The 21,499-nt window shown below is 74.9% G+C and carries 16 protein-coding genes and 1 pseudogene; 15 read left to right on the forward strand and 2 right to left on the reverse strand.

The window, feature by feature from the left end; all coding sequences use genetic code 11:
• Positions 1-216: 216 nt before the first annotated feature.
• Complete coding sequence (locus IE321_RS22110) at positions 217-1,071, reverse strand: HAD family hydrolase (protein ID WP_190224249.1); 855 nt, start codon at positions 1,069-1,071, stop codon at positions 217-219.
• Positions 1,072-1,521: 450 nt separating this feature from the next.
• On the opposite strand from IE321_RS22110, the gene ssd reads away from it, so the two are divergent.
• The 7 genes and pseudogenes from ssd to IE321_RS22145 form a co-directional block, all read left to right on the forward strand.
• Entirely contained in the window at positions 1,522-2,652 is a 1,131-nt protein-coding gene (gene ssd, locus IE321_RS22115; RefSeq protein ID WP_190224250.1) for a septum site-determining protein Ssd, read from the forward strand.
• Positions 2,649-3,866, forward strand: coding sequence for a TadA family conjugal transfer-associated ATPase (locus tag IE321_RS22120; RefSeq protein WP_229916500.1), 1,218 nt, complete (start codon positions 2,649-2,651; stop codon positions 3,864-3,866). The genes ssd and IE321_RS22120 overlap by 4 nt, the downstream gene beginning before the upstream one ends.
• Positions 3,863-4,729, forward strand: a complete 867-nt coding sequence (locus IE321_RS22125; protein ID WP_229916502.1) for a type II secretion system F family protein — start codon at positions 3,863-3,865, stop codon at positions 4,727-4,729. The genes IE321_RS22120 and IE321_RS22125 overlap by 4 nt, the downstream gene beginning before the upstream one ends.
• A complete protein-coding gene (locus IE321_RS22130) occupies positions 4,719-5,531 on the forward strand; it encodes a type II secretion system F family protein (RefSeq protein WP_190224251.1) in 813 nt (270 codons plus the stop codon). The genes IE321_RS22125 and IE321_RS22130 overlap by 11 nt, the downstream gene beginning before the upstream one ends.
• 91 nt (positions 5,532-5,622) lie before the next feature.
• Entirely contained in the window at positions 5,623-5,838 is a 216-nt protein-coding gene (locus IE321_RS22135) for a DUF4244 domain-containing protein (RefSeq protein WP_043221338.1), read from the forward strand.
• Positions 5,825-6,190: a TadE family type IV pilus minor pilin gene (locus tag IE321_RS22140; protein ID WP_190224252.1), complete on the forward strand. Its 366-nt coding sequence runs from the start codon at positions 5,825-5,827 to the stop codon at positions 6,188-6,190. The genes IE321_RS22135 and IE321_RS22140 overlap by 14 nt, the downstream gene beginning before the upstream one ends.
• A 32-nt stretch (positions 6,191-6,222) precedes the next feature.
• Positions 6,223-6,456: pseudogene (locus IE321_RS22145) on the forward strand (Rv3654c family TadE-like protein); the annotation flags it as partial.
• A gap of 262 nt (positions 6,457-6,718) precedes the next feature.
• On the opposite strand, the gene sftH reads toward IE321_RS22145, so the two are convergent.
• Positions 6,719-9,271 (reverse strand): DEAD/DEAH box helicase, encoded by a 2,553-nt coding sequence (gene sftH / locus IE321_RS22150; RefSeq protein ID WP_226652125.1) that lies wholly within the window; start codon positions 9,269-9,271, stop codon positions 6,719-6,721.
• An 80-nt stretch (positions 9,272-9,351) separates the two neighbouring features.
• Between sftH and IE321_RS22155 the strand changes: the two genes are divergently transcribed.
• The 8 genes from IE321_RS22155 to tmk all read left to right on the forward strand — a co-directional run.
• Positions 9,352-9,705, forward strand: a complete 354-nt coding sequence (locus IE321_RS22155) for an STAS domain-containing protein (protein ID WP_030749286.1) — start codon at positions 9,352-9,354, stop codon at positions 9,703-9,705.
• Positions 9,706-9,718: 13 nt separating this feature from the next.
• Entirely contained in the window at positions 9,719-10,174 is a 456-nt protein-coding gene (locus IE321_RS22160; RefSeq protein ID WP_043221109.1) for an ATP-binding protein, read from the forward strand.
• A 163-nt stretch (positions 10,175-10,337) separates the two neighbouring features.
• On the forward strand, positions 10,338-12,671 hold the full coding sequence (locus IE321_RS22165) for a sodium-translocating pyrophosphatase (RefSeq protein ID WP_190224253.1): 2,334 nt from the start codon (positions 10,338-10,340) through the stop codon (positions 12,669-12,671).
• Between the two features lie 162 nt (positions 12,672-12,833).
• Positions 12,834-13,487 (forward strand): hypothetical protein, encoded by a 654-nt coding sequence (locus tag IE321_RS22170; protein ID WP_043221106.1) that lies wholly within the window; start codon positions 12,834-12,836, stop codon positions 13,485-13,487.
• 141 nt (positions 13,488-13,628) lie between these two features.
• A complete protein-coding gene (locus IE321_RS22175) occupies positions 13,629-15,200 on the forward strand; it encodes a DUF7059 domain-containing protein (RefSeq protein WP_190224254.1) in 1,572 nt (523 codons plus the stop codon).
• Between the two features lie 163 nt (positions 15,201-15,363).
• The gene (locus IE321_RS22180; RefSeq protein ID WP_190224255.1) at positions 15,364-15,561 is read left to right on the forward strand and encodes a hypothetical protein; all 198 of its coding nucleotides are present in this window, start codon (positions 15,364-15,366) and stop codon (positions 15,559-15,561) included.
• Between the two features lie 311 nt (positions 15,562-15,872).
• On the forward strand, positions 15,873-18,689 hold the full coding sequence (gene topA, locus IE321_RS22185; protein ID WP_190224256.1) for a type I DNA topoisomerase: 2,817 nt from the start codon (positions 15,873-15,875) through the stop codon (positions 18,687-18,689).
• 130 nt (positions 18,690-18,819) lie between these two features.
• Positions 18,820-21,499: dTMP kinase (gene tmk, locus IE321_RS22190; protein ID WP_190224257.1), on the forward strand; the 2,680-nt coding region annotated here is incomplete at its 3' end.

Raw genomic sequence — 21,499 nt, forward strand, 5'->3', positions numbered from 1 at the left:
CTGGTGCGGCTGGCCCGTAATCGACGGGTCGACGTCGCGTGGGTGCCAGGTTTTTGTGCGTCAGGTCCGTGGGGCCTTGATGCTCAACAGGTGATCCTCTCGGATGTCCCAGGTCTCGCGGGCCTGATTCCTTTCTACTCCTGTCCGCCGGTAAGCGAAAGTGGTGGATCCGCTTCTTCGCACCCTTTCCGGACCGTCCGAAACCGGGACGAGCGGTCAGGGTCCGGCGAGCACCGCCGTGGCGGCCCGGTGCCGCCGACGGGTGGCGTACCAGACCAGCCCCGCGGTGGCCGCCGCCGCGCCCACGGCCGCCGCGGCCATGAGCGCCGGACGGGGCGGCATCCGCAGCGCCGGCAGCCGCTGCTTCAGCCGCACCGGCCGGTCGAAGACCAGCACCGGCCACTCCCGGGCGACCGCCTCGCGGCGCAGCGTCCGGTCCGGGTTGACCGCGTACGGATGCCCGACGGCCTCCAGCATGGGAATGTCCGTCGCCGAGTCGCTGTAGGCGTAGCAGCGGGAGAGGTCGTACCCCTCCGACGCCGCGAGCTCGCGGACCGCCTCGGCCTTCGTCGGGCCGTAGGCGTAGTACTCCACCTCCCCGGTGAAGCACCCGTCCTCGCCGACCACCATCCGGGTGGCGACGACGCGGTCGGCTCCGAGCATCTCCCCGATCGGCTCGACCACCTCGGCACCGGAGGTGGACACGATCACGACGTCGCGGCCGGCGGCGTGGTGCTCCTCGATGAGGGAGGCGGCCTCGTCGTAGATGATCGGGTCGATCAGGTCATGCAGGGTCTCGGCGACGAGTTCCTTGACCTGGGCCACGTTCCAGCCTTTGCAGAGCGCGGAGAGATATTCGCGCATCCGCTCCATCTGGTCGTGATCGGCCCCGCCGACGAGGAACACGAACTGGATGTAGGCCGTCCGCAGGGCGGCACGGCGGCTGATGAGTCCGCCTCGGTAGAAGGACTTGCTGAAGGTCAGCGTCGATGACTTCGCAATGACCGTCTTGTCCAGGTCAAAGAAGGCGGCTGTGCGCGGCAAGGAGTGGTTTTCCACAACGCTGAGCATAGGTGCCCGCCATTCGGCGTACGCTCGGGCGCGTGGGTTTGCCTGAGAAGGCTCTCGGGTACACCATGGAAGTCACGGATCGTTCGCGACCGTGCTAACCCGGTCCGGCTCCTCCCCCCCCGAGTCGGCCGGAGAGACGACCCCCGCTCTCCCCCCCGGCGGGGGTCGTCGCATGTCCGGAGCCGTTTTCCGACGCTGAGCCATCGCTCGCTCCCCTCTCTCGCGCCTTCGCCCGCCCGGTTGTCCCGGACGCGGCGATCCCTCGATTCGTCACCCAGAGTAACGAGTGGACTGCGTTCCGGGCAGTCCCCGCAGGGGTGGTCGAGTTATTCACAGGCAGTGGATTGTCCACAGTTTTTCGGTGGAGTCCGCACGATTTCCCGTACGGCCTCACGGTGATTCCCGTCGCGAAGTTCGCGGCCCGCGGGAATCACGAGAGGGGTGTGCGCGATGCAGGAGCCGACGGCTTCCCGCACGGGAGGAACGGACCACGAGGACACGGCGCGGAGCGGGGCGGGAGTGCGAGGGCCCGGCCCGCTGATCGTCACCGAGGACCTCGCCCTCCTCGACGACCTGCTGCGGCTCTGCGCCGCGGCCGGCGTCGAGCCCGAGGTGCACCACCGGGTGCCCGAGCGGCGGTCCAGCTGGAGCGATCCCCCGCTCGTCCTGGTCGGGGAGGACGCGGCGGCCCGCTGCCGGGGCTCCGTGCGCCGGCCAGGGGTCGTCCTGGTCGGCCGCGCCCAGGACGACCCGGAGGTGTGGCGGCTCGCCGTCGAGCTCGGCGCGGACAGCGTGCTTCGACTGCCCGGCGCCGAGCCGCTGCTCGTCGAGCGGATCGCCGACGCCGCCGAAGGCGTCGGCCGCACGGCCCTGACCGTCGGCGTCATCGGCGGCCGGGGCGGCGCCGGCGCCTCTACCCTGGCCTGCGGGCTCGCGCTCGCCGCCGCCCGCACCGGCAGGCGAACCCTGCTCGTCGACGGCGACCCGCTCGGCGGGGGCCTCGACGTGCTCCTCGGCGCCGAGCGGGAGCGGGGCAGGCGATGGGGCGACTTCACCGCCTCGAAGGGGCGACTGGCCGGCGGCGCCCTGGAGGAGTCGCTGCCCGCCGCCCGGGGCGTGCGGGTGCTCAGCTGGGGCCGGGAGCCCACCGGCGCCGTGCCGTCCGACGCCGTCCGGTCCGTGCTCGCCGCCGCGCGCCGCAGGGGCGGCGCGGTCGTGGTCGACCTGCCGCGCGCCGTCGACGAGGCGGGCGCCGAGGCACTGGCCCAGCTCGACCTCGGGCTCCTCGTCGTCCCCGGCGAGCTGCGGGCGGTCGCCGCGGCCCACCGGATCACCGGAACCCTCTCCATGGTCGTCCGTGACCTGCGGGCCGTCGTCCGGGGGCCGTACGCGGCGGGGCTCGACGAGCGCTGGGTCGCCGACGCGCTGCGGCTGCCGCTCGCCGGCGAGCTCCCCTACGACCCGGGCATCCTGGCGGACCAGGACACGGGCAGCCCGCCCGGAGCCGACCCCCGCGGGCCGCTGGGCCGCTTCTGCGCCGCCTTCTGGGAGCGCGCGCTGCCCACCGGAGGTGCGGCATGACCGCGACGGACGCGAGGGAGGCCGGGGCGACGACCGCGCCCGGCACCGCCCCGCTCTCCCGGGCGGGCGGAGCCGGGCTGCTCGACGCCGTGCGGCTGCGGCTCGCCGCGAGCGGCGCCGAGCCGACCCCGGCGCGCGTGGCGGCCGCCCTGCGCGCCCAGGGCCGTCTCCTCGGGGACGCCGAGGTGCTGGGCGCCGCCGAGGAGCTGCGGTGCGAACTGACCGGCGCCGGGCCGCTGGAGCCGCTGCTGGCCGACCCCGACGTCACCGATGTGCTGGTCTCCGCCCCCGACCGGGTGTGGGTCGACCGGGGTGCCGGCCTGGAGCGGGCTCCGGTCGTCTTCGCCGACGCCGCCGCCGTGCGCAGGCTCGCCCAGCGGCTCGCGGCGGTGGCCGGTCGCCGCCTCGACGACGCCCGGCCGTGGGTGGACGCGCGGCTGCCCGACGGCACCCGCGTGCACGCGGTCCTCCCGCCGGTCGCCGTCGGCTCCACCTGCCTCTCGCTGCGGGTGATGCGCCCCCGGGCCTTCACCCTGGAGGAGCTGACCGCCGCCGGGACGGTGCCGCCCGGCGGCGACCGGATCCTGCGCGCGCTGATCGACGCCCGGGTCTCCTACCTGGTCAGCGGAGGCACCGGCACGGGCAAGACGACGCTCCTCGCGGCCCTGCTCGGCCTGGTCGGCGAGCGGGAGCGGATCGTCCTCGCCGAGGACTCGGCCGAACTGCGCCCGGACCACCCCCACGTGGTGCGCCTGGAGGCCCGGCCGCCGAACCAGGAGGGCGCCGGACTCGTCACCCTCAGGGACCTGGTCCGGCAGGCCCTGCGGATGCGGCCCGACCGGCTGGTCGTCGGCGAGGTCCGCGGCGGCGAGGCCGTCGACCTCCTCGCGGCCCTGAACACGGGACACCAGGGCGGCTCGGGCACGCTCCACGCCAACACGGCCTCCGACGTCCCCGCCCGGCTGGAGGCGCTCGGCACCGCGGCCGGGCTCGACCGGGCCGCCCTGCACAGCCAGCTGGGCGCCGGCCTGTCCGTCGTGCTGCACCTGGTGCGGGATCCCGACGGGCGGCGCCGGATCGCCGAGGTCCACGTCCTGGAGCGGGACCGCGAAGGCCTGGTGAGGACGGTGCCCGCGCTCCGCTGGGACCCGAACGGCTTCGAGCGGGAGCGGGGCTGGCCCCGGCTGCGCGCGCTCGTCGGAGGCACCCCGTGACGGCCGCGGCGTACGCGGGGCTCTGGATCCTGCTGGGCGTCCTGCTCGCCGCGTGGCGGGCGGCCGGGCACCGTCGGGCGGTCCGGCGGGCCCGGACCCTGCTCCCGGCGGAGGGAGCCGGACGCGGCGGGGGTGCCGGCCGCCGGGAGGCGCTGGCGCGCCGGTGGGCGGTGGCCCGGGCGCGGCCCGAGTGGCTGTGCCTGCCGGCCGGGGGGCTGGTCGCGCTGCTCGGGGAGTCCCCGCTGCCGCTGGCCGCAGGCGCCCTGGCCGTCCCGCTCGTGCGGCGGCGGCTTCGGGCGGCGGGCCGGCGCAGGGAGCGCGAGGCGCTCGCCGGACGGGTCGTGGCGATGTGCGAGACCGCCGGCGGTGAGCTGAGGGCGGGCGGTCAGCCCGGCCACGCCCTCGCCTACGCGGCCCGCCGCACCGAAGCCCTCGGCCCTGAGGAGGCGCGGGTCCTCGCCGCGGTCGGCTTCGGCGGTGACGTGCCGGAGGCGCTGCGAGCCGAGGCCGGCCGCGAGGGCGCAGAGGGGCTCGCGGGGCTGGCGGCCTGCTGGCAGGTGGCCGTCGACCGCGGCGCGGGCCTGGCCGACGGCCTCGACCGGCTGGAGGCGGCCCTCCGCGAGCAGCACGAGCGGCGCGAAGGGCTGCGGGCCGAACTGGCCGGAGCCTGGGCCACGGTGGCCGTGCTCGCGGCCCTCCCGGTGGCGGGGATCGGCATGGGCGCCGCGCTCGGTGCCGAACCGCTGCGGGTCATGCTCCACACCCCCGCCGGCGGGGCCTGCCTCCTCCTCGGAGGCGCGCTGGAGGCGGCGGGGCTTTGGTGGGCCGCGCGGATCGTGCGGGGAGGCGGCGATGCTGAGTGAACTGACGTGGTCGGGGCCGCTGTTGCTCCTGGGCTGCTGGCTGCTCGGCGGGGCCTGGCTCCACCTGGCGCGGGAGCGGCGCGGGCGGGGCGTCCGGCGACGGCTCGGCGGGCTGTCGGCGGCCGTCGGCGGTGGACCCGCGGGACGACAGGCCGGGGCCCGAGAGCGGCGGTGGGCGCGGTGGACGGCCGGGCTCCGGGAGATGCCGGTCCCGGTGCCGGCCGCGGTCCTCGGAGCGACGCTCGGCGCGGGGGCGCTCTTCGGGGCGGTGGCGGTGCTGCCGGTCGGCGTGGGCGGCGTGCTCGGCGCCCGGTGGTGGCTGCGGCGGGCCGGCGCCTTCCGTGAGGCCGCGGCGGAGCGGGAAGCGGTGCGGCAACTGCCCTTGGCAGCCGACCTGCTGGCCGCCTGCGCCTCGGCCGGGGCCGGGCCGGGAGAGGCGGCGGAGGCGGTCGGGCGGTCGATGGGCGGCCCGCTCGGGGAGCGGCTGCTGCGGACCGCCGCCGAACTGCGGCTCGGTGGTGAACCGGCCCGGGTGTGGGCGGGGTTCGGCGCGATACCGGGCGCCGAGGGGCTCGCGCGGTGCCTGGAACGGGCCGGCGCCTCCGGAGCGCCCGCCGCGGACGCGGTGGCCCGGCACGCGGCCGTGCTGCGGGCGGCCGCCGCCGGCGCCGCCCGCGCCCACGCCGGCCGGGCCCAGGTGCTGATCAGCGCCCCCGTGGGGCTGTGCTTCCTGCCCGCGTTCCTCGCGGTCGGTGTGGCTCCCGTGGTGATCGGCCTGGCGAGGGGGCTGCTCGGCCCCTGAACGACGACTCGACACATGAACGACGGCACGACACATGAACGACGACATGACACGAACGACCGGACGAACCGAAGGGAAAAGGGAGATGGCGATGACGTACAGGTGGGCGCGGAAGGCGCTGCGGGGGTTCTGGGCGAGCCGGCGGGCCGGTCTGCGGGCCGACAGCGGCATGAGCACGGTCGAGTACGCGCTGGGACTGCTCACGGCGGCGGGGGTGGCGGCCCTGTTCTACGGGGTCATGACGAGCGGCAGTGTCTCGGGCGCCTTGCAGGCGATGGTCACCAAGGCCCTCGATGCGCCGTTCTGAGCGGGACCGGGGCTTCGTGACCGTGGAGGCGGCCGTCGTGCTGCCGGTGCTGGCGCTCTTCGCGATGGCGCTGCTGTGGGCGCTGGCCGCGTCCGCCGCGCAGATCCGGTGTGTGGACGCGGCCAGGGCGAGGGCGCGGGCGGCGGCCAGGTCGGAGCCCTCCGAGGCCGTCGCGGCCGCCGCCCCGGCGGCGGCGCCCGAGGAGGCCCGGGCGGCGGTGGCCCGGGAGGGCGACCTGTGGCGGGTGACGGTGGAGTCCGTGGCACCCGGGCCGGGCGGCCTGGGCGTGACCCTGCGGGCTGGGGCAGCGGCCCTCGCCGAGGACACGGTCGGGGGAGGCGGGGCGGTGTGAGGCGCGGACGCGGCGACCGGGGCGCGGCGAGCGTGTGGACGGCCTTCGCGGCCTGCGCCCTGTGCGTGGTCTTCGGGGCGGTGCTGGCGCTCGGACAGGCGGTGGCCGCCCGGCACCGAGCGGGCGGCGCCGCCGATCTCGCGGCCCTCGCCGCCGCCGAACGGGCCGTGTGGGGCGAGGCGGAGGCGTGCGCGGCGGCGGCCCGGGTGGCGGCCGCGCAGGGCGCCGAGCTGGTCCGCTGCGGGGTGGTCGGCGCCGAGGCGGAGGTGACGGCGCGGGTGGTCCGCGGGGCGTGGGCCCCGACGGTCAGGGCCCGGGCGGGACCCGGCCCCCAGGAGCCTCCGCCGAACCGGCCTCCAGGCCCTGCGGGGCCCGGTCGGCCTCCGGGCCCGGACCCTGCGGGGCCCGGTCAGCTTCCGGCCCCGGCTCCTGCGGGGCCCGGTCTGGCCTCGGGCCCTGATCTTACGGATCCTGGTTCGCCTCCGGGCCCGGCTCCTGCGGATCCCGGTCCACCCCCGGGCCCGGCTCCTACGGATCCCGGTCCACCCCTGGCCCCGGCTCCTGCGGATCCCGGCCCGCCCCCGACCCCGGCTCCTGCGGAGCCGCCTCAAGGGTCGTCTCCTGGGGCGACTCCCGGGGTGCCTCCCGGAGGAGTTCCGTGAGGAGGCGGACGGCGCCGCGCTTGTGGAGGGGGTCGTTGCCGTTGCCGCACTTGGGGGACTGGATGCAGGAGGGGCAGCCCGCCTCGCACTCGCAGGAGGCGATCGCCTTCCGGGTGGCGGTGAGCCAGGTGCGGGCGGTGTGGAAGGCGCGCTCGGCGAACCCGGCGCCGCCGGGGTGCCCGTCGTACACGAAGACGGTCGGCAGCAGGGTGTCCGGGTGGAGCGGGACGGAGACGCCGCCGATGTCCCAGCGGTCGCAGGTGGCGAAGAGCGGCAGCATGCCGATCGAGGCGTGCTCGGCGGCGTGCAGGGCGCCGCCGAGGATCTCCGGGGTGATCCGGGCGGCGTCGAGCTGGTCCTCGGTGACCGTCCACCACACGGCCCGGGTGCGCAGGGTGCGGGGCGGCAGGTCGAGCTTGGTCTCGCCGAGCACCTCGCCCGTGATCAGCCGGCGGCGGAGGAAGGAGACGACCTGGTTGGTGACCTCGACGGAGCCGTAGCAGAGGCGGCCCGCGCCCCAGGGGATCTCGGTGTCGGTCTCCAGGACGCGGATGGAGGTGGTGTCGCGGGCGGTGGTCGAGTACGGCGGGACGGCCTCCTCGACGAGGGCGACGGAGTCCTCCAGGTCCAGCTTCCGCACGAGGTAGGTGCGGCCCTGGTGGAGGTGGACGGCGCCCTGGTGGACGGCGGTGTGGGAGGCGGCCTCGTCGACCGTGCCGAGGAGCCGGCCGGTGCCCTCCTCCACGATCCGGACCGGGCTGCCGCCGCCGCCCCGGATGTCGGCCAGGTCGGCGGCCCGTTCGCGGCGGGTCCAGTACCAGCCGCCGGCGCGGCGGCGCAGCAGCCCGGCCGCCTCCAGCTGGGGCATGAGGCCGGGCGCGGCGGGGCCGAAGAGGGCGAGGTCGGTCTCGGTGAGCGGGAGTTCGGACGCGGCGGCGCACAGATGGGGAGCGAGCACGTAGGGGTTGTCGGGGTCCAGGACGGTCGACTCGACCGGCTGGTCGAAGATCGCCTCGGGGTGGTGGACGAGGAAGGTGTCCAGCGGGTCGTCGCGGGCGATCAGGACGGCGAGGGCGCCCTCGCCGGACCGGCCCGCGCGGCCGGCCTGCTGCCACAGCGAGGCCCGGGTGCCGGGGTAGCCGGCGATGAGGACGGCGTCGAGGCCGGAGACGTCCACGCCCAGTTCCAGGGCGGTGGTCGCGGCGAGGCCGAGGAGTTCGCCGGAGTGCAGGGCCCGCTCCAGGGCGCGCCGCTCCTCGGGCAGGTAGCCGCCCCGGTAGGCGGCGACCCGCCGGGCGAGCTTCCGGTCGTGCTCGGAGAGCCGTTCCTGCGTGATCACCGAGATCAGCTCCGCGCCGCGCCGGGAGCGGACGAAGGCGACCGTGCGGACGCCCTGCCGGGTGAGGTCGGTGAGGAGGTCGGCGGTCTCGGCGGTGGCGGTGCGGCGGACCGGGGCACCGCGCTCGCCGTGGAGTTCGGTGAGGGGCGGCTCCCACAGGGCGAAGACCAGTTCGCCGCGCGGGGAGGCGTCGTCGGAGACCTCGGTGACGGGCAGGCCGGTGAGACGCCCGGCGGCGTGGGCCGGGTCGGCGGAGGTGGCGGAGGCGAGGAGGAAGACCGGATCGGAGCCGTACCGGGCGCAGACCCGGCGCAGCCGGCGCAGGACCTGGGCGACGTGGGAGCCGAAGACGCCCCGGTAGGTGTGGCACTCGTCGATGACGACGTAGCGCAGCGAGCGCAGGAAGGAGGACCAGCGGGGGTGGGCGGGGAGGATGCCCCGGTGCAGCATGTCGGGGTTGGTGAGGACGTAGTTCGCGTACTGGCGGACCCACTCCCGTTCCTCGACCGGGGTGTCGCCGTCGTAGACGGCGGGCCGGATCCGGTTGCCGAGCGGGGCGGCGAGCTCCCGGACGGCGCGCCGCTGGTCGGCGGCGAGGGCCTTGGTGGGGGAGAGGTAGAGGGCGGTCGCCCCGCGCCCGTTCGCGGCCTCCGCGCCGTCGAGGAGGGTGGAGAGCACCGGGGCGAGGTAGGCGAGCGACTTGCCCGAGGCGGTTCCCGTGGCGATCACCACGGACTCGCCGTCGAGGGCGTGCTCGGCGGCCTCGGCCTGGTGGGCCCAGGGGTGGTCGATCCCGGCCTCCTGGATCGCGGCGATCACCTCGGAGCGGATCCGGTCCGGCCAGACGGCATGGCGGCCCGTCCGAGCGGGCATGTGCTCCATATGAGTGATGCGCGCGGCGCGGCTCTCGCCCGAGGTGAGCCGTTCGAGGATCCGGTGCGGGGAGGGGCGGCTGCCCGTGTCCCCGGCGGGTCGAGCGGTGCGGTGATTCTTGGCCATCGGCACCGAGTGTGTCACCGGCGTGACGGACAATGCTCCCAAGGCGTCGTGCATGGCTGCTGGTAAGTGATTGAATGCCATCGCGGCTGGCGATTCGTTCTCTGACTCCGACCGGGAGACGCAGAGGGGCGAACGCCCGATAGCAAGGTGCTGGAGGATCCGTGGACCTGTCCCTGTCGACTCGCACTGTGCCCGGAGCTGGCGGCGACCGTACGGTCGTCGAGGTCGGTGGCGAGATTGATGTTTATACCGCGCCCAAGCTGCGCGAGCAGTTGGTCGAGTTGGTGAACGACGGCAGTTACCACCTGGTCGTCGACATGGAGGGAGTGGACTTCCTCGACTCCACCGGACTCGGGGTGCTCGTCGGTGGGCTGAAGCGCGTGCGCGCGCACGAGGGCTCGCTGCGTCTGGTCTGCAACCAGGAGCGCATTCTGAAGATCTTCCGGATCACGGGCCTCACCAAGGTCTTCCCGATCCACACCTCGGTCGACGAGGCCGTCAACGCGGTCGACTGACCGGGGGTATCCCATGGCCACCGTTGAACTCCGCTTCAGCGCCCAGCCCGAGCACGTCCGTACGGCCCGCCTGGTGGCGGCCGCGGTCGCCCGCCGGGCCGGGGTGGACGAGGCGGTCCTCGACGAGGTGCGACTCGCCGTCGGCGAGGCGTGTTCCCGCGCCGTCGGGCTGCACCGCGGCAACGGCGTCACCACGCCCATCCGGGTCGTGCTGACCGAGGAGGAGAAGACGTTCTCCATCGAGGTCGGTGACGAGGTGCCCGGTGCGGGTGCGGCGGCCGGTGTCCCCGGCGCGCGCGCCGAGGCCCCGGGGGAGTCCGACGACGCCGACGGTGAGGACGAGATGGGCCTCGCGGTGATCCGCGGGCTCGTCGACGACGTCGAGGTGACCGCCGGCGACGACGGCGGCACCATCCGGATGAGCTGGCCCACCACGCCGGCGGAGACGGACGCGGACGTCCTGTCCTGACCCCGCACCCCGAGCGCGGTACCTGACGTACCTGAAGAGGCCCTGCCCCGCGGCAGGGCCTCTTCACGCGTCCCGGGGTCTCCAGGGGCAATCGAAGGATTCCACCGGGGTGCCGCCTGCGGGAGCCGGTTTGTACCGCTTCGGCTGCCTATGATCCGTGCCCATGCACCCGGAACCGGAATTGGCCCAGGCCTCCGCCGCCCTCGCCGCGGCGGTGCTCACCAGCGGGAACCGGACGATCGTCGCCGTCATCGCCGGGGTCGCCCTCGCCGCACTGGTCACCGCCGGGCTCTTCGGCCGGCAGGTGCTCAAGGCCGACGAGGGCACCCCGGCGATGCGGCGGATCGCCGCCGCCGTGCAGGAGGGCGCCAACGCCTACCTCGCGCGCCAGCTGCGCACCATCGGACTCTTCGCCGTCGTCGTCTTCCTCCTGCTCATGGCGCTGCCCGCCGACTCCTGGTCGGAGCGGGCCGGGCGCTCGCTGTTCTTCCTGGTCGGGGCCCTGTTCTCGGCGGTCACCGGGTACGTCGGGATGCGCCTCGCGGTGCGGGCCAACGTCCGGGTCGCCGCCGCCGCCCGGGAGGCCGCCCCGGGCCCCGGAGAGCCCGGCCGGGACCCGGCCGAGGCCGCCCGCCGGGCGATGCGGATCGCCTTCCGCACCGGCGGGGCCGTCGGCATGTCCACCGTCGGGCTCGGGCTGCTCGGCGCCGCCTGCGTCGTCCTCGTCTACGCCGCCGACGCGCCCAAGGTCCTGGAGGGATTCGGGCTCGGCGCCGCCCTCATCGCCATGTTCATGCGGGTCGGCGGCGGCATCTTCACCAAGGCCGCCGACGTCGGCGCCGACCTGGTCGGCAAGGTCGAACAGGGCATCCCCGAGGACGACCCGCGCAACGCCGCCACCATCGCCGACAACGTGGGCGACAACGTCGGCGACTGCGCGGGCATGGCCGCCGACCTCTTCGAGTCGTACGCCGTCACCCTGGTCGCCGCCCTCATCCTCGGCAAGGCCGCCTTCGGCGACCACGGCCTGGTCTTCCCGCTGGTCGTGCCCGCGATCGGGGTGCTCACCGCCGTCGTCGGCATCCTCGCCGTCGCGCCCCGGCGCTCCGACCGCGGCGGGATGCGCGCCGTCGACCGCGGCTTCTTCGTCTCCGCCGTCGTCTCCCTCGTCCTCGTCGCCGTCGCCGCCTTCGTCTACCTCCCGTCGTCCTACGCCGAGCTGGCCGGCGTCACCGAACCGGGCCTGACCGGGCACGACGGCGACCCGCGGGTCCTCGCCCTCGTCGCCGTCGCCATCGGGATCGTGCTCGCCGCGCTGATCCAGCGGCTCACCGGCTACTTCACCGAGACCGGCCGCCGCCCCGTCCAGGACATCGGCCGCTCCGCCCTCACCGGCCCGGCCACCGTCGTCCTCGCCGGGGTCGCCATCGGCCTGGAGTCCGCCGTGTACGCGGCGCTGCTCATCGCCCTCGCCGTCTACGGCGCGTTCCTGCTCGGCGGGGCCTCGATCATGCTCGCGCTCTTCGCGGTCGCACTCGCCGGCACCGGGCTGCTCACCACCGTCGGCGTGATCGTCGCCATGGACACCTTCGGGCCGGTCGCCGACAACGCGCAGGGCATCGCCGAGATGTCCGGGGACGTGCGGGGCGCCGGCGCGCAGGTGCTCACCGAGCTGGACGCCGTCGGCAACACCACCAAGGCGATCACCAAGGGCATCGCGATCGCGACGGCCGTCCTCGCCGCCGCCGCGCTCTTCGGCTCGTACCGGGACGCCATCGCCACCTCGGTCGCGGAGGTCGGCGCGCGGGCCGGTGAACTCACCCTCTCCATGGACATCTCGCAGCCCAACAACCTGGTCGGTCTGATCCTCGGCGCGGCCGTCGTCTTCCTCTTCTCCGGACTGGCCGTCAACGCGGTCTCCCGGTCGGCCGGTTCGGTGGTGTACGAGGTGCGGCGGCAGTTCCGCGAGCACCCCGGGATCATGAACGGCACCGAACTACCCGAGTACGGTCGGGTCGTCGACATCTGCACCAAGGACGCGCTGCGCGAGCTGGCCACGCCCGGGCTGCTCGCCGTCACCGCACCGGTGGCGGTCGGGTTCGCGCTCGGCGTCGGACCGCTCGGCGCGTACCTCGCCGGGGCGATCGGCACCGGCGCGCTGATGGCGGTCTTCCTGGCCAACTCCGGCGGTGCCTGGGACAACGCGAAGAAGCTGGTCGAGGACGGCAACCACGGCGGCAAGGGCAGCCCGGCGCACGAGGCGACGGTGATCGGCGACACCGTCGGCGACCCGTTCAAGGACACCGCGGGGCCGGCGATCAACCCGCTCCTCAAGGTGATGAACCTGGTGGCGCTGCTGATCGCCCCGGCCGTCGTGCGCTTCGGGTACGGCGAGGACGCGAACGCCTGGGCGCGGGCCGGGATCGCCGTCCTCGCGCTGCTCGTGGTGGGGGTCTCCGTGTGGGTCTCCAAGCGGCGTCCGGTGACCGTCGCCTGACGTGGCGTCCGTCTCATTTCCGGGGCGGGGGAGGGGCCCGGAGGCCCGGCGCCGCTTGGTTCAAACGGATTCAACACGGGATGAATCACTCGTACGAAAGGTGGAAGTCACCCGCGCGGCGTGTATGTTCCGGGGCCGAGAGTCTTGGAAGGGACCGATCCGGTGAACAAGAAGCTTGCGGCAGCGCTGTCCGGCGGTGCGGTACTGGTGCTCGTGCTGTCCGGCTGCAGCGAGGACGAGGGCGACAAGGTCAACGACTGGGCCAAGTCGTTCTGCGACCAGGCGAAGCCGCAGATCCAGAAGCGGGCCGACGCCCACCAGATCATCATCTCGACCGCGGCCGACAGCCGTCCGGCGGAGATCCAGGCCGCGGACTCGCAGGCGTTCAAGGACATCGCGGACGCCGACCGGGCGCTGGCCAAGGCCGTCGAGACCGCCGGCGTCCCGCCGATCGAGAACGGCGAGAAGGTCCAGAAGGACGTCATCGCGGAGCTCAACGCGACCGCCGTCGCCTACGACGGGCTGAAGAAGCAGGTCGACGCGCTCGACCCGACGAACCAGCAGAAGTTCGCCGAGGGGCTCAAGGACGTCGCCGACGGCCTCACCAAGATCGAGAAGATGGACCAGAACGCCCTGGCCAACCTGGAGAACGGCGAGCTGGGTCAGGCCATGGCCAAGCAGCCGGGCTGCCAGAAGCCGACCCCGTCGGTCCCGAAGACGCCGACCGGCTCCGCCTCCCCGAAGGCGGGCGCCACGGCCACGCCCACCACCTCCGCCTCGCCGAAGGCGAAGGCCACCGCCTCCGCGGAGTCCTGACCGCTCCGCGGCCCGAGGCCGGGCGCTCCGCCCCGCGCGGGGTCCCGGCGGCCGCGACGGCGTCCGCACGGCCGGCCCGGGACCACTCCCGGGCCGGCCGTCGGGCTGTCGGTGACCGGGTTGCCGGTGGCGGCCGTCACAATGGAGCGCGTGAGTACGACCAGCCTGACCCCCAGCCTTCCGGTGCCCGCGCACGCCGCCCGACTGCGCGAGGCCCTTCTCGCCGCGGACTTCACCGCCGACGGCCTGCTCGACCTGCTCGGCGCCCCCGCCTACGCGGCGCTCGCCCGCAGCGAGACCGTGCCCGCCCTGCGCGCCACCCGCGGCGACTCCCCGCTGGAGACCCTCGTCCGGCTCTTCCTGCTCCAGCGGGCCGTCGCGGACGGCCCGGCCGCCGCCGCGCTCCCGCTGGAGGAGGCCCTGGCCGACGGCTGGGTGGTCCGGGAGGACGGCGCCGTGCGCGCGACCGTCGACGTGCGGCCGTACGGCGGCCCCGACGGCGAGGACTGGTTCATCGTCTCCGACCTGGGCTGCGCCGTCGGCGGGGCCGGCGGGATCGGCAGCAAGGAGGAGGGGGTCGTCCTGGGCGTCGGCGGCGCCTCCACCACCCTCGCGGGCATCACCGTCCGCACCCCGGTCGCCGCCGCGCTCGACCTCGGCACCGGCTCCGGCATCCAGGCCCTGCACGCGGCCCGGCACGCCACCCTGGTCACCGCCACCGACCTCAACCCGCGGGCGCTGGACTTCACCCGGCTGACGCTCGCCCTCTCCGGGGCCCGCGAGGCCGAGCTGCTCGAGGGCTCGCTCTACGAGCCGGTGGACGGCGACACGTACGACCTGATCGTCTCCAACCCGCCGTTCGTGATCTCCCCCGGCGCCGGACTCACCTACCGGGACGGCGGGATGAGCGGCGACGACCTGTGCCGCACCCTCGTCCAGCAGGCCGGCGAGCGGCTGAACGACGGCGGGTACGCCCAGTTCCTCGCCAACTGGCAGCACGTCGACGGCGAGGAGTGGCAGGACCGGCTGCGCTCCTGGGTGCCGCGCGGCTGCGACGCCTGGATCGTCCAGCGCGAGGTGCAGGACGTCACCCAGTACACCGAGCTGTGGCTGCGGGACAGCGGCGACCACCGCGGCGACCCCGAGGCGTACCGGGCGGCGTACGACCGCTGGCTGGACGCCTTCGAGGCGAGCGGGACCCGGTCGATCGGCTTCGGCTGGATCACCCTGCGGCGCGACCCGGCGGTGGCCGCGGGCGAGGCCGAGCCGTCGATCGTGGTCGAGGAGTGGCCGCACCCGGTGGAGCAGCCGCTCGGCCCGGCCGTCCGCGCCCACTTCGAGCGCCAGGACTACCTGCGCCACCACGACGACGCCGCGCTGCTGGAGGACAGCTTCACCCTCGCCCCCGAGGTGGTCCAGGAGCAGGTCGGGCTGCCCGGTGCCGAGGACCCCGAGCACGTCGTCCTCCGCCAGAACCGGGGCATGCGCCGCGCCACCCGGGTCGACCACGTGGGCGCGGGCTTCGCCGGCGTCTGCGACGGCACGCTCAGCGCCGGCCGGATCCTCGACGCGATCGCCCAGCTCATGGGCGAGGACCCGGTGCTGCTGCGGGACCGCACCCCGCAGGCCATCCGCCTCCTCGTCGAGGAGGGCTTCCTCACCCCGGAGTCCCTGCTTCCGGAGGACGGGAAGCAGGGAGCGGGGACGGAGTAGTGGGGCACTACCGGCCATCTTCGTGAAACCGCGCGGCCCGGCCCGCGTCGTTCACCCGGAATTCGCGTCCCTGACGCCGGAAGGTGTCAGCCTCCCTCTCAGGACACCTCGGGGAGCGACACACCGCGCGGGTGCGGCGCCGGGACGGGAAGCGGGTACGGGCATGGAGAGCGGGCCGGCGATCTTCGCGGGAACGGCGTTCGCGCTGTTCGGAGGCGCGCTGCTGCTGTGGACCACGGTCCGGGTCCGGCACGGCGCGCCCGTCGCGATCGGGGTCGCCCCGCGGGCCGCCGCCGTCCTCACGGGGCTGGCCGGAGCGGCCTCCCTGGCCCTCGGCGTCTGGTGCTTCGGCCGCCTCTGAGCCGCCGCCCGCGCCGCCCGCTGAGACGCGCTCCACACCCGGCCGCCCCGCCGGTCCGGCAGTCCGGGCGGCAGGAAGGGCAGGAGTCGGGTTACCGTTCGAGTGGCCGTTGCGGGCTTTCCCTGTTTGACACGGGGGCGGGTTGTACCGTCACACTCCGCAGCGACGGGAGCGTCACCGTCCGTGGCGTTGTCGTGCGCGCCCAGCGTCGTACCGGCGCTGCGTGGCGCTGCCAGCGCCGTACGGGCCGGCCCTGGCCCGCACGGGCCCGCACCGGGCCTGGAGAGTGTCGACCGGAGAGAAGAGCGAAGTTGTCCCCGACCAGCGAGACCGCACACGGCGGCCGCCGACTCGTCATCGTCGAGTCGCCTGCCAAGGCGAAGACGATCAAGGGCTACCTCGGCCCCGGCTACGTCGTCGAGGCGAGCGTCGGGCACATCCGTGACCTCCCCAGCGGCGCCGCCGAGGTACCGGAGAAGTACACCGGCGAGGTCCGCCGCCTCGGCGTCGACGTCGAGCACGACTTCCAGCCCATCTACGTCGTCAACGCCGACAAGAGGGCGCAGGTCAAGAAGCTCAAGGACCTGCTGGCCGAGTCCGACGAGCTCTTCCTCGCCACCGATGAGGACCGCGAGGGCGAGGCCATCGCGTGGCACCTCCAGGAAGTCCTCAAGCCCAAGGTCCCCGTCCACCGGATGGTCTTCCACGAGATCACCAAGGACGCGATCCGCGAGGCCGTCGCCAACCCGCGCGAGCTCAACCAGCGCATGGTCGACGCCCAGGAGACCCGCCGCATCCTCGACCGGCTGTACGGCTACGAGGTCTCGCCGGTCCTGTGGAAGAAGGTCATGCCGAAGCTGTCGGCGGGCCGCGTGCAGTCCGTCGCCACCCGCCTCGTCGTCGAGCGCGAGCGCGAGCGCATCGCCTTCCGCTCCGCCGAGTACTGGGACCTCACCGGCACCTTCTCCACCGGCCGCACCGGTGACGCCTCCGACCCGTCCACGCTGGTCGCGCGCCTCGCGGCGGTCGACGGCAAGCGCGTCGCCCAGGGCCGTGACTTCGGCGCCGACGGCCGGCTGAAGAGCGAGGCGGTGCTCCACCTCGACGAGGCGAACGCCCGCGCGCTCGCGGCCGCCCTCGCCGAGACCCGCTTCTCGGTCCGCTCGGTCGAGTCGAAGCCGTACCGCCGCTCGCCGTACGCGCCCTTCCGCACCACCACCCTCCAGCAGGAGGCCAGCCGCAAGCTCGGCTTCGGCGCGAAGGCGACCATGCAGGTGGCGCAGAAGCTGTACGAGAACGGCTTCATCACCTACATGCGTACGGACTCCACCGTGCTCTCCGACACCGCCGTGGCGGCCGCCCGCGCCCAGGTGACGCAGCTGTACGGCGCCGACTACCTGCCGGAGAAGCCGCGCGTCTACGCCGGCAAGGTCAAGAACGCGCAGGAGGCGCACGAGGCGATCCGGCCTTCGGGTGATCGTTTCCGCACCCCGGCCGAGACCGGCCTGACCGGCGACCAGTTCAAGCTCTACGAGCTCATCTGGAAGCGGACCGTCGCCTCCCAGATGAAGGACGCCACCGGCAACTCCGTCACCGTCAAGATCGGCGGCACCTCCGCCGACGGCCGCGACGCCGAGTTCTCGGCCTCCGGCAAGACGATCACCTTCCACGGCTTCATGAAGGCCTACGTGGAGGGCGCCGACGACCCGAACGCCGAGCTCGACGACCGCGAGCGGCGCCTCCCGCAGGTCACCGAGGGCGACGCGCTCTCCGCCGAGGAGATCACCGCCGACGGCCACGCCACCAAGCCGCCCGCCCGCTACACCGAGGCCACCCTGGTCAAGGAGCTGGAGGAGCGCGAGATCGGCCGCCCGTCGACGTACGCCTCGATCATCGGCACCATCCTCGACCGCGGCTACGTCTTCAAGAAGGGCACGGCCCTCGTGCCGTCCTTCCTCTCCTTCGCCGTGGTCAACCTGCTGGAGAAGCACTTCGGCCGGCTCGTCGACTACGACTTCACCGCCCGCATGGAGGACGACCTCGACCGCATCGCCCGCGGCGAGGCCCAGTCCGTGCCGTGGCTCAAGCGCTTCTACTTCGGAGAGGGCGAGGCCGCAGGCGGCGCCGCCGACGCGGGCAACGGCGACGGCGACCACCTCGGCGGCCTCAAGGAACTCGTCACCGACCTCGGCGCCATCGACGCCCGCGAGATCTCCTCGTTCCCCGTCGGCGACGGCATCGTGCTCCGCGTCGGCCGCTACGGCGCCTACGTCGAGCGCGGCGAGCGGGAGCAGGAGGGCTACCAGAAGGCCGACGTCCCCGACGACCTCGCGCCCGACGAGCTCACCGTGGAGTACGCCGAGGAGCTGCTCGCCAAGCCGAGCGGCGACTTCGAGCTGGGCACCGACCCGGTCAGCGGCCACCAGATCGTCGCCAAGGCCGGCCGGTACGGCCCGTACGTGACCGAGATCCTGCCCGAGTCCACCCCGAAGACCGGCAAGAACGCGGTCAAGCCGCGCACCGCCTCCCTCTTCAAGACGATGTCCCTGGACACCGTCACCCTGGAGGAGGCCCTCCAGCTCATGTCGCTGCCGCGCGTGGTCGGCGCCGACGCCGAGGGCGTCGAGATCACCGCGCAGAACGGCCGCTACGGCCCGTACCTCAAGAAGGGCACCGACTCGCGGTCGCTGACCAGCGAGGACCAGCTCTTCTCCATCACGCTGGAGGAGGCGCTGGCGATCTACGCCCAGCCCAAGCAGCGTGGCCGGGCCGCCGCCAAGCCGCCGCTGAAGGAGCTCGGCACCGACCCCGTCAGCGAGAAGCCCGTGGTCGTCAAGGACGGCCGCTTCGGCCCGTACGTCACCGACGGCGAGACCAACGCGACCCTGCGCACCGGCGACAGCGTCGAGACGATCACGCCGGAGCGCGGCTACGAGCTGCTGGCCGAGAAGCGGGCCAAGGGACCGGCGAAGAAGACCGCCAAGAAGGCCCCGGCGAAGAAGACCGCGGCCAAGAAGACGGCCGCCAAGAAGACGACGGCGGCCAAGAAGACCGCGGCGAAGAAGACCACGACGGCGGCGAAGACGACCGCCACCGCGAAGAAGACGGCCGCGGCCGAGCCGGAGTAGTCCGGACGGGCCGGCCCGGCGGAAGCCGGACGGCGGTGCGTGAGGAAGGGCGGGAGCCGCGGCTCCCGCCCTTCCTCCATATGTTCGACTGTGGGCCCGGTGAGCCAGGCCGTCCGGATAGGGTGGACGGATGACGCGAGCAGAGCAGCCAGAGCTTCTGGGCGACTCCGAAGCCGCACCCGCCCCCGGCGCCGCCCCCGTCTTCGACGCGGCCCTCGTCGCGGATTCCCGGGAGCGCGCCGTACGGGCCCTCGTCCGCCACCAGCCACTGCGCAGGCTGTGGAGCGCCCAGGTCGTCGGCGGGGTCGGCGACGCCCTCGCCCTCCTCGTCCTCGTCCTGCTCGGCCTCCAGGCCGCGCTCGTCGGGGGCGCGTTCGGCGGCGGAGGGCGGGGCCTCGCCTTCGCCGTGGCCGCCGTCGTCGGCGCCCGGCTGCTCGCCACGGTCCTCTTCGGCGCCGTCCTGCTCGGCCCCCTCACCGCCCTGACCGCGCCCGGCGCCGCCCTCGACCGGCGGTGGACCATGATCGGCGCCGACGGGCTGCGGATCGCGCTGCTCGTCATCGCGCCGCTGTGGATCGACTGGACCCCGGACGACGCCCTGTGGTTCCTGCTCGGCACGGTCTTCCTGACCGGCGCCGCCGAACGCCTCTGGACGGTCTGCCGCGACGGCGCCGCCCCCGCGCTGCTGCCCGCCGCGCCGGTCGAGGGCGACGCCGTGCGCCCGCTCCCCGACCACCTCGGCGCCCTGCGCACGCTCAACCAGCGCACCGCCTTCCTCGCCGTCCCGGCCGCCGCCGCCGTCCTGCTCGCCGCCACCCTCGTCGGCAACCTGCTCGGCTCCGGCATCGACTGGTTCTCGCTCCACCAGGCCGCCCTCGGCGCGTACGTCGCCGCCGGCCTCCTCGCCGCCTCCGTCAGCGTGCTCGCCGCGATCACCCTGCCCGGCGGACAGACCCCGCGCCCCCGCTCGCCGCTGGAGGGGCTGCGCCGCCCCGCCGCCGACAAGGGCCGCACCGGAGCCGTGCCGCTGCTCGTCCTGGCCTGCGCCACCGTCGCCGGCGCCATCGGCGCCGCCGCCTCGCTCGCCGCCCTGCACGCCTTCGACCTCGACGGCGGCCCGGTCACCTACGCCCTGCTGGTGCTCGCGCTCAGCGGCGGCACCGCCGTCGGCATCCGCACCGCCCGCTCCGTGCTGCCGGTGCTCTCCCGGCGCCGGCTGCTCGCCCTCGCCGTCGCCGTCACCGGCGTCGCCCTGATCGCCGTCGGCCTGGTGCCCGACACCGCGACCGTGCTCCTCCTCGCCGCCCTCGCCGGCTACGCGGCCGGCGTCGCCGCCAACACCGGGCACGTCCTCATCGACCAGGAGACCGAGGAGCCGCGCCGGGAGCGCACCACCGCGCACCTCCAGGCCACCGCCCGCGTGGGCATCGCCGTCGGCGCGCTCGCCGCGCCGCTGCTCGCCGCCGCGATCGGCCCGCACCGCTTCGTCTCCGACTCGGGGAAGTTCGTCTTCGACCACGGCGGCGCCGCCTTCACCCTGGCGCTCGTCGGCGCGCTGCTGCTGCCGGTCGCCGCGCTCGTCCTCGCCAAGGCCGACGACCGCGCGGGCGTCCCGCTCCGCCGCGACCTGCGCGACGCGCTGCGCGGCGGCGACCCCGCCCAGGCCCCGGCCGCCACCGGCTTCTTCATCGCCCTGGAGGGCGGCGACGGCGCCGGCAAGTCCACCCAGGTCCAGGCGCTCGCCGACTGGATCCGCGCCAAGGGCCACGAGGTCGTCGTCACCCGCGAGCCCGGCGCCACCCCCATCGGCAAGCGGCTCCGCTCGATCCTGCTCGACGTCTCCTCGGCCGGGCTCTCGAACCGCGCCGAGGCGCTGCTGTACGCCGCCGACCGCGCCGAGCACGTCGACTCCCTGGTCCGGCCCGCCCTGGAGCGGGGCGCCATCGTCCTCACCGACCGGTACATCGACTCGTCCGTCGCCTACCAGGGCGCCGGCCGGGACCTGTCCCCGACCGAGATCGCCCGCATCTCCCGCTGGGCCACCGGCGGCCTCGTACCGAACCTGACCGTCCTCCTCGACGTCTCCCCGGAGACCGCCCGGGAGCGGTTCACCGAGGCGCCGGACCGGCTGGAGTCGGAGCCGCCCGAGTTCCACGCGCGCGTGCGGGCCGGTTTCCTCGCCCTCGCCGCCGCCGACCCCTCGCGCTACCTCGTCGTCGACGCGGGCCAGGAGCCCGAGGCCGTCACCACCGTCGTGCGCCACCGGCTCGACCGCATGCTGCCCCTCTCCGAGGCCGAGGTGAAGGCCGCCGAGGAGGCCCGCCGCAAGGCCGAGGAGGAGGCGCGGCGCAAGGCCGAGGAGGAGGCCGCTCGCAAGGCAGAGGAGGAGCGGCTGGAGCGCGAGCGCCAGGAGCAGCTCGCCAAGCTGCGCGCCGAGGAGGAGGAGCGCAAGCGGCGCGAGGAGGAGGAGGCCCGGCGCCTGGAGGCCGAGCGGCAGGCCGAGGAGGCCCGGCGCAAGGCCGAGGAGGCCCGGATCGCCGCGGAGGAGGAGGCCCGCCGCCTCGCAGCCGAGGAGAAGGCCCGCCGCGAGGAGCAGGAGCGCCTCCGCAAGCAGGCCGAGGAGGAGGCCCGGCTCCGGGCCGAGGCCGAGGCGCTCCGCCAGGAGAAGCAGCGCAAGGCGGAGGAGGCCCTGCTCCGCGCGGAGGAGGCCCGCCGTCTCGCGGCCGCCGCCGCCGCCGCGAAGGCGGCCGAGGAGGCCGCCAGGGCAGCGGCGGAGAAGGCCGCCGCCGAGGCCGCCGCCGAGGCCGCGG

Origin of the sequence: Streptomyces hydrogenans, assembly GCF_014656075.1 — a bacterium.
Lineage (GTDB): Bacteria > Actinomycetota > Actinomycetes > Streptomycetales > Streptomycetaceae > Streptomyces > Streptomyces hydrogenans.

What these genes read in the sequence shown, in the direction of transcription:
- IE321_RS22110 (WP_190224249.1), bottom strand. Translation starts at nt 1,071, where the DNA reads ATGCTCAGCGTTGTGGAAAACCACTCCTTGCCGCGCACAGCCGCCTTC.
- ssd (WP_190224250.1), top strand. Translation starts at nt 1,522, where the DNA reads ATGCAGGAGCCGACGGCTTCCCGCACGGGAGGAACGGACCACGAGGAC.
- IE321_RS22120 (WP_229916500.1), top strand. Translation starts at nt 2,649, where the DNA reads ATGACCGCGACGGACGCGAGGGAGGCCGGGGCGACGACCGCGCCCGGC.
- IE321_RS22130 (WP_190224251.1), top strand. Translation starts at nt 4,719, where the DNA reads ATGCTGAGTGAACTGACGTGGTCGGGGCCGCTGTTGCTCCTGGGCTGC.
- IE321_RS22135 (WP_043221338.1), top strand. Translation starts at nt 5,623, where the DNA reads ATGACGTACAGGTGGGCGCGGAAGGCGCTGCGGGGGTTCTGGGCGAGC.
- IE321_RS22140 (WP_190224252.1), top strand. Translation starts at nt 5,825, where the DNA reads ATGCGCCGTTCTGAGCGGGACCGGGGCTTCGTGACCGTGGAGGCGGCC.
- sftH (WP_226652125.1), bottom strand. Translation starts at nt 9,271, where the DNA reads ATGGCATTCAATCACTTACCAGCAGCCATGCACGACGCCTTGGGAGCA.
- IE321_RS22160 (WP_043221109.1), top strand. Translation starts at nt 9,719, where the DNA reads ATGGCCACCGTTGAACTCCGCTTCAGCGCCCAGCCCGAGCACGTCCGT.
- IE321_RS22165 (WP_190224253.1), top strand. Translation starts at nt 10,338, where the DNA reads ATGCACCCGGAACCGGAATTGGCCCAGGCCTCCGCCGCCCTCGCCGCG.
- IE321_RS22175 (WP_190224254.1), top strand. Translation starts at nt 13,629, where the DNA reads ATGGAGCGCGTGAGTACGACCAGCCTGACCCCCAGCCTTCCGGTGCCC.
- IE321_RS22180 (WP_190224255.1), top strand. Translation starts at nt 15,364, where the DNA reads ATGGAGAGCGGGCCGGCGATCTTCGCGGGAACGGCGTTCGCGCTGTTC.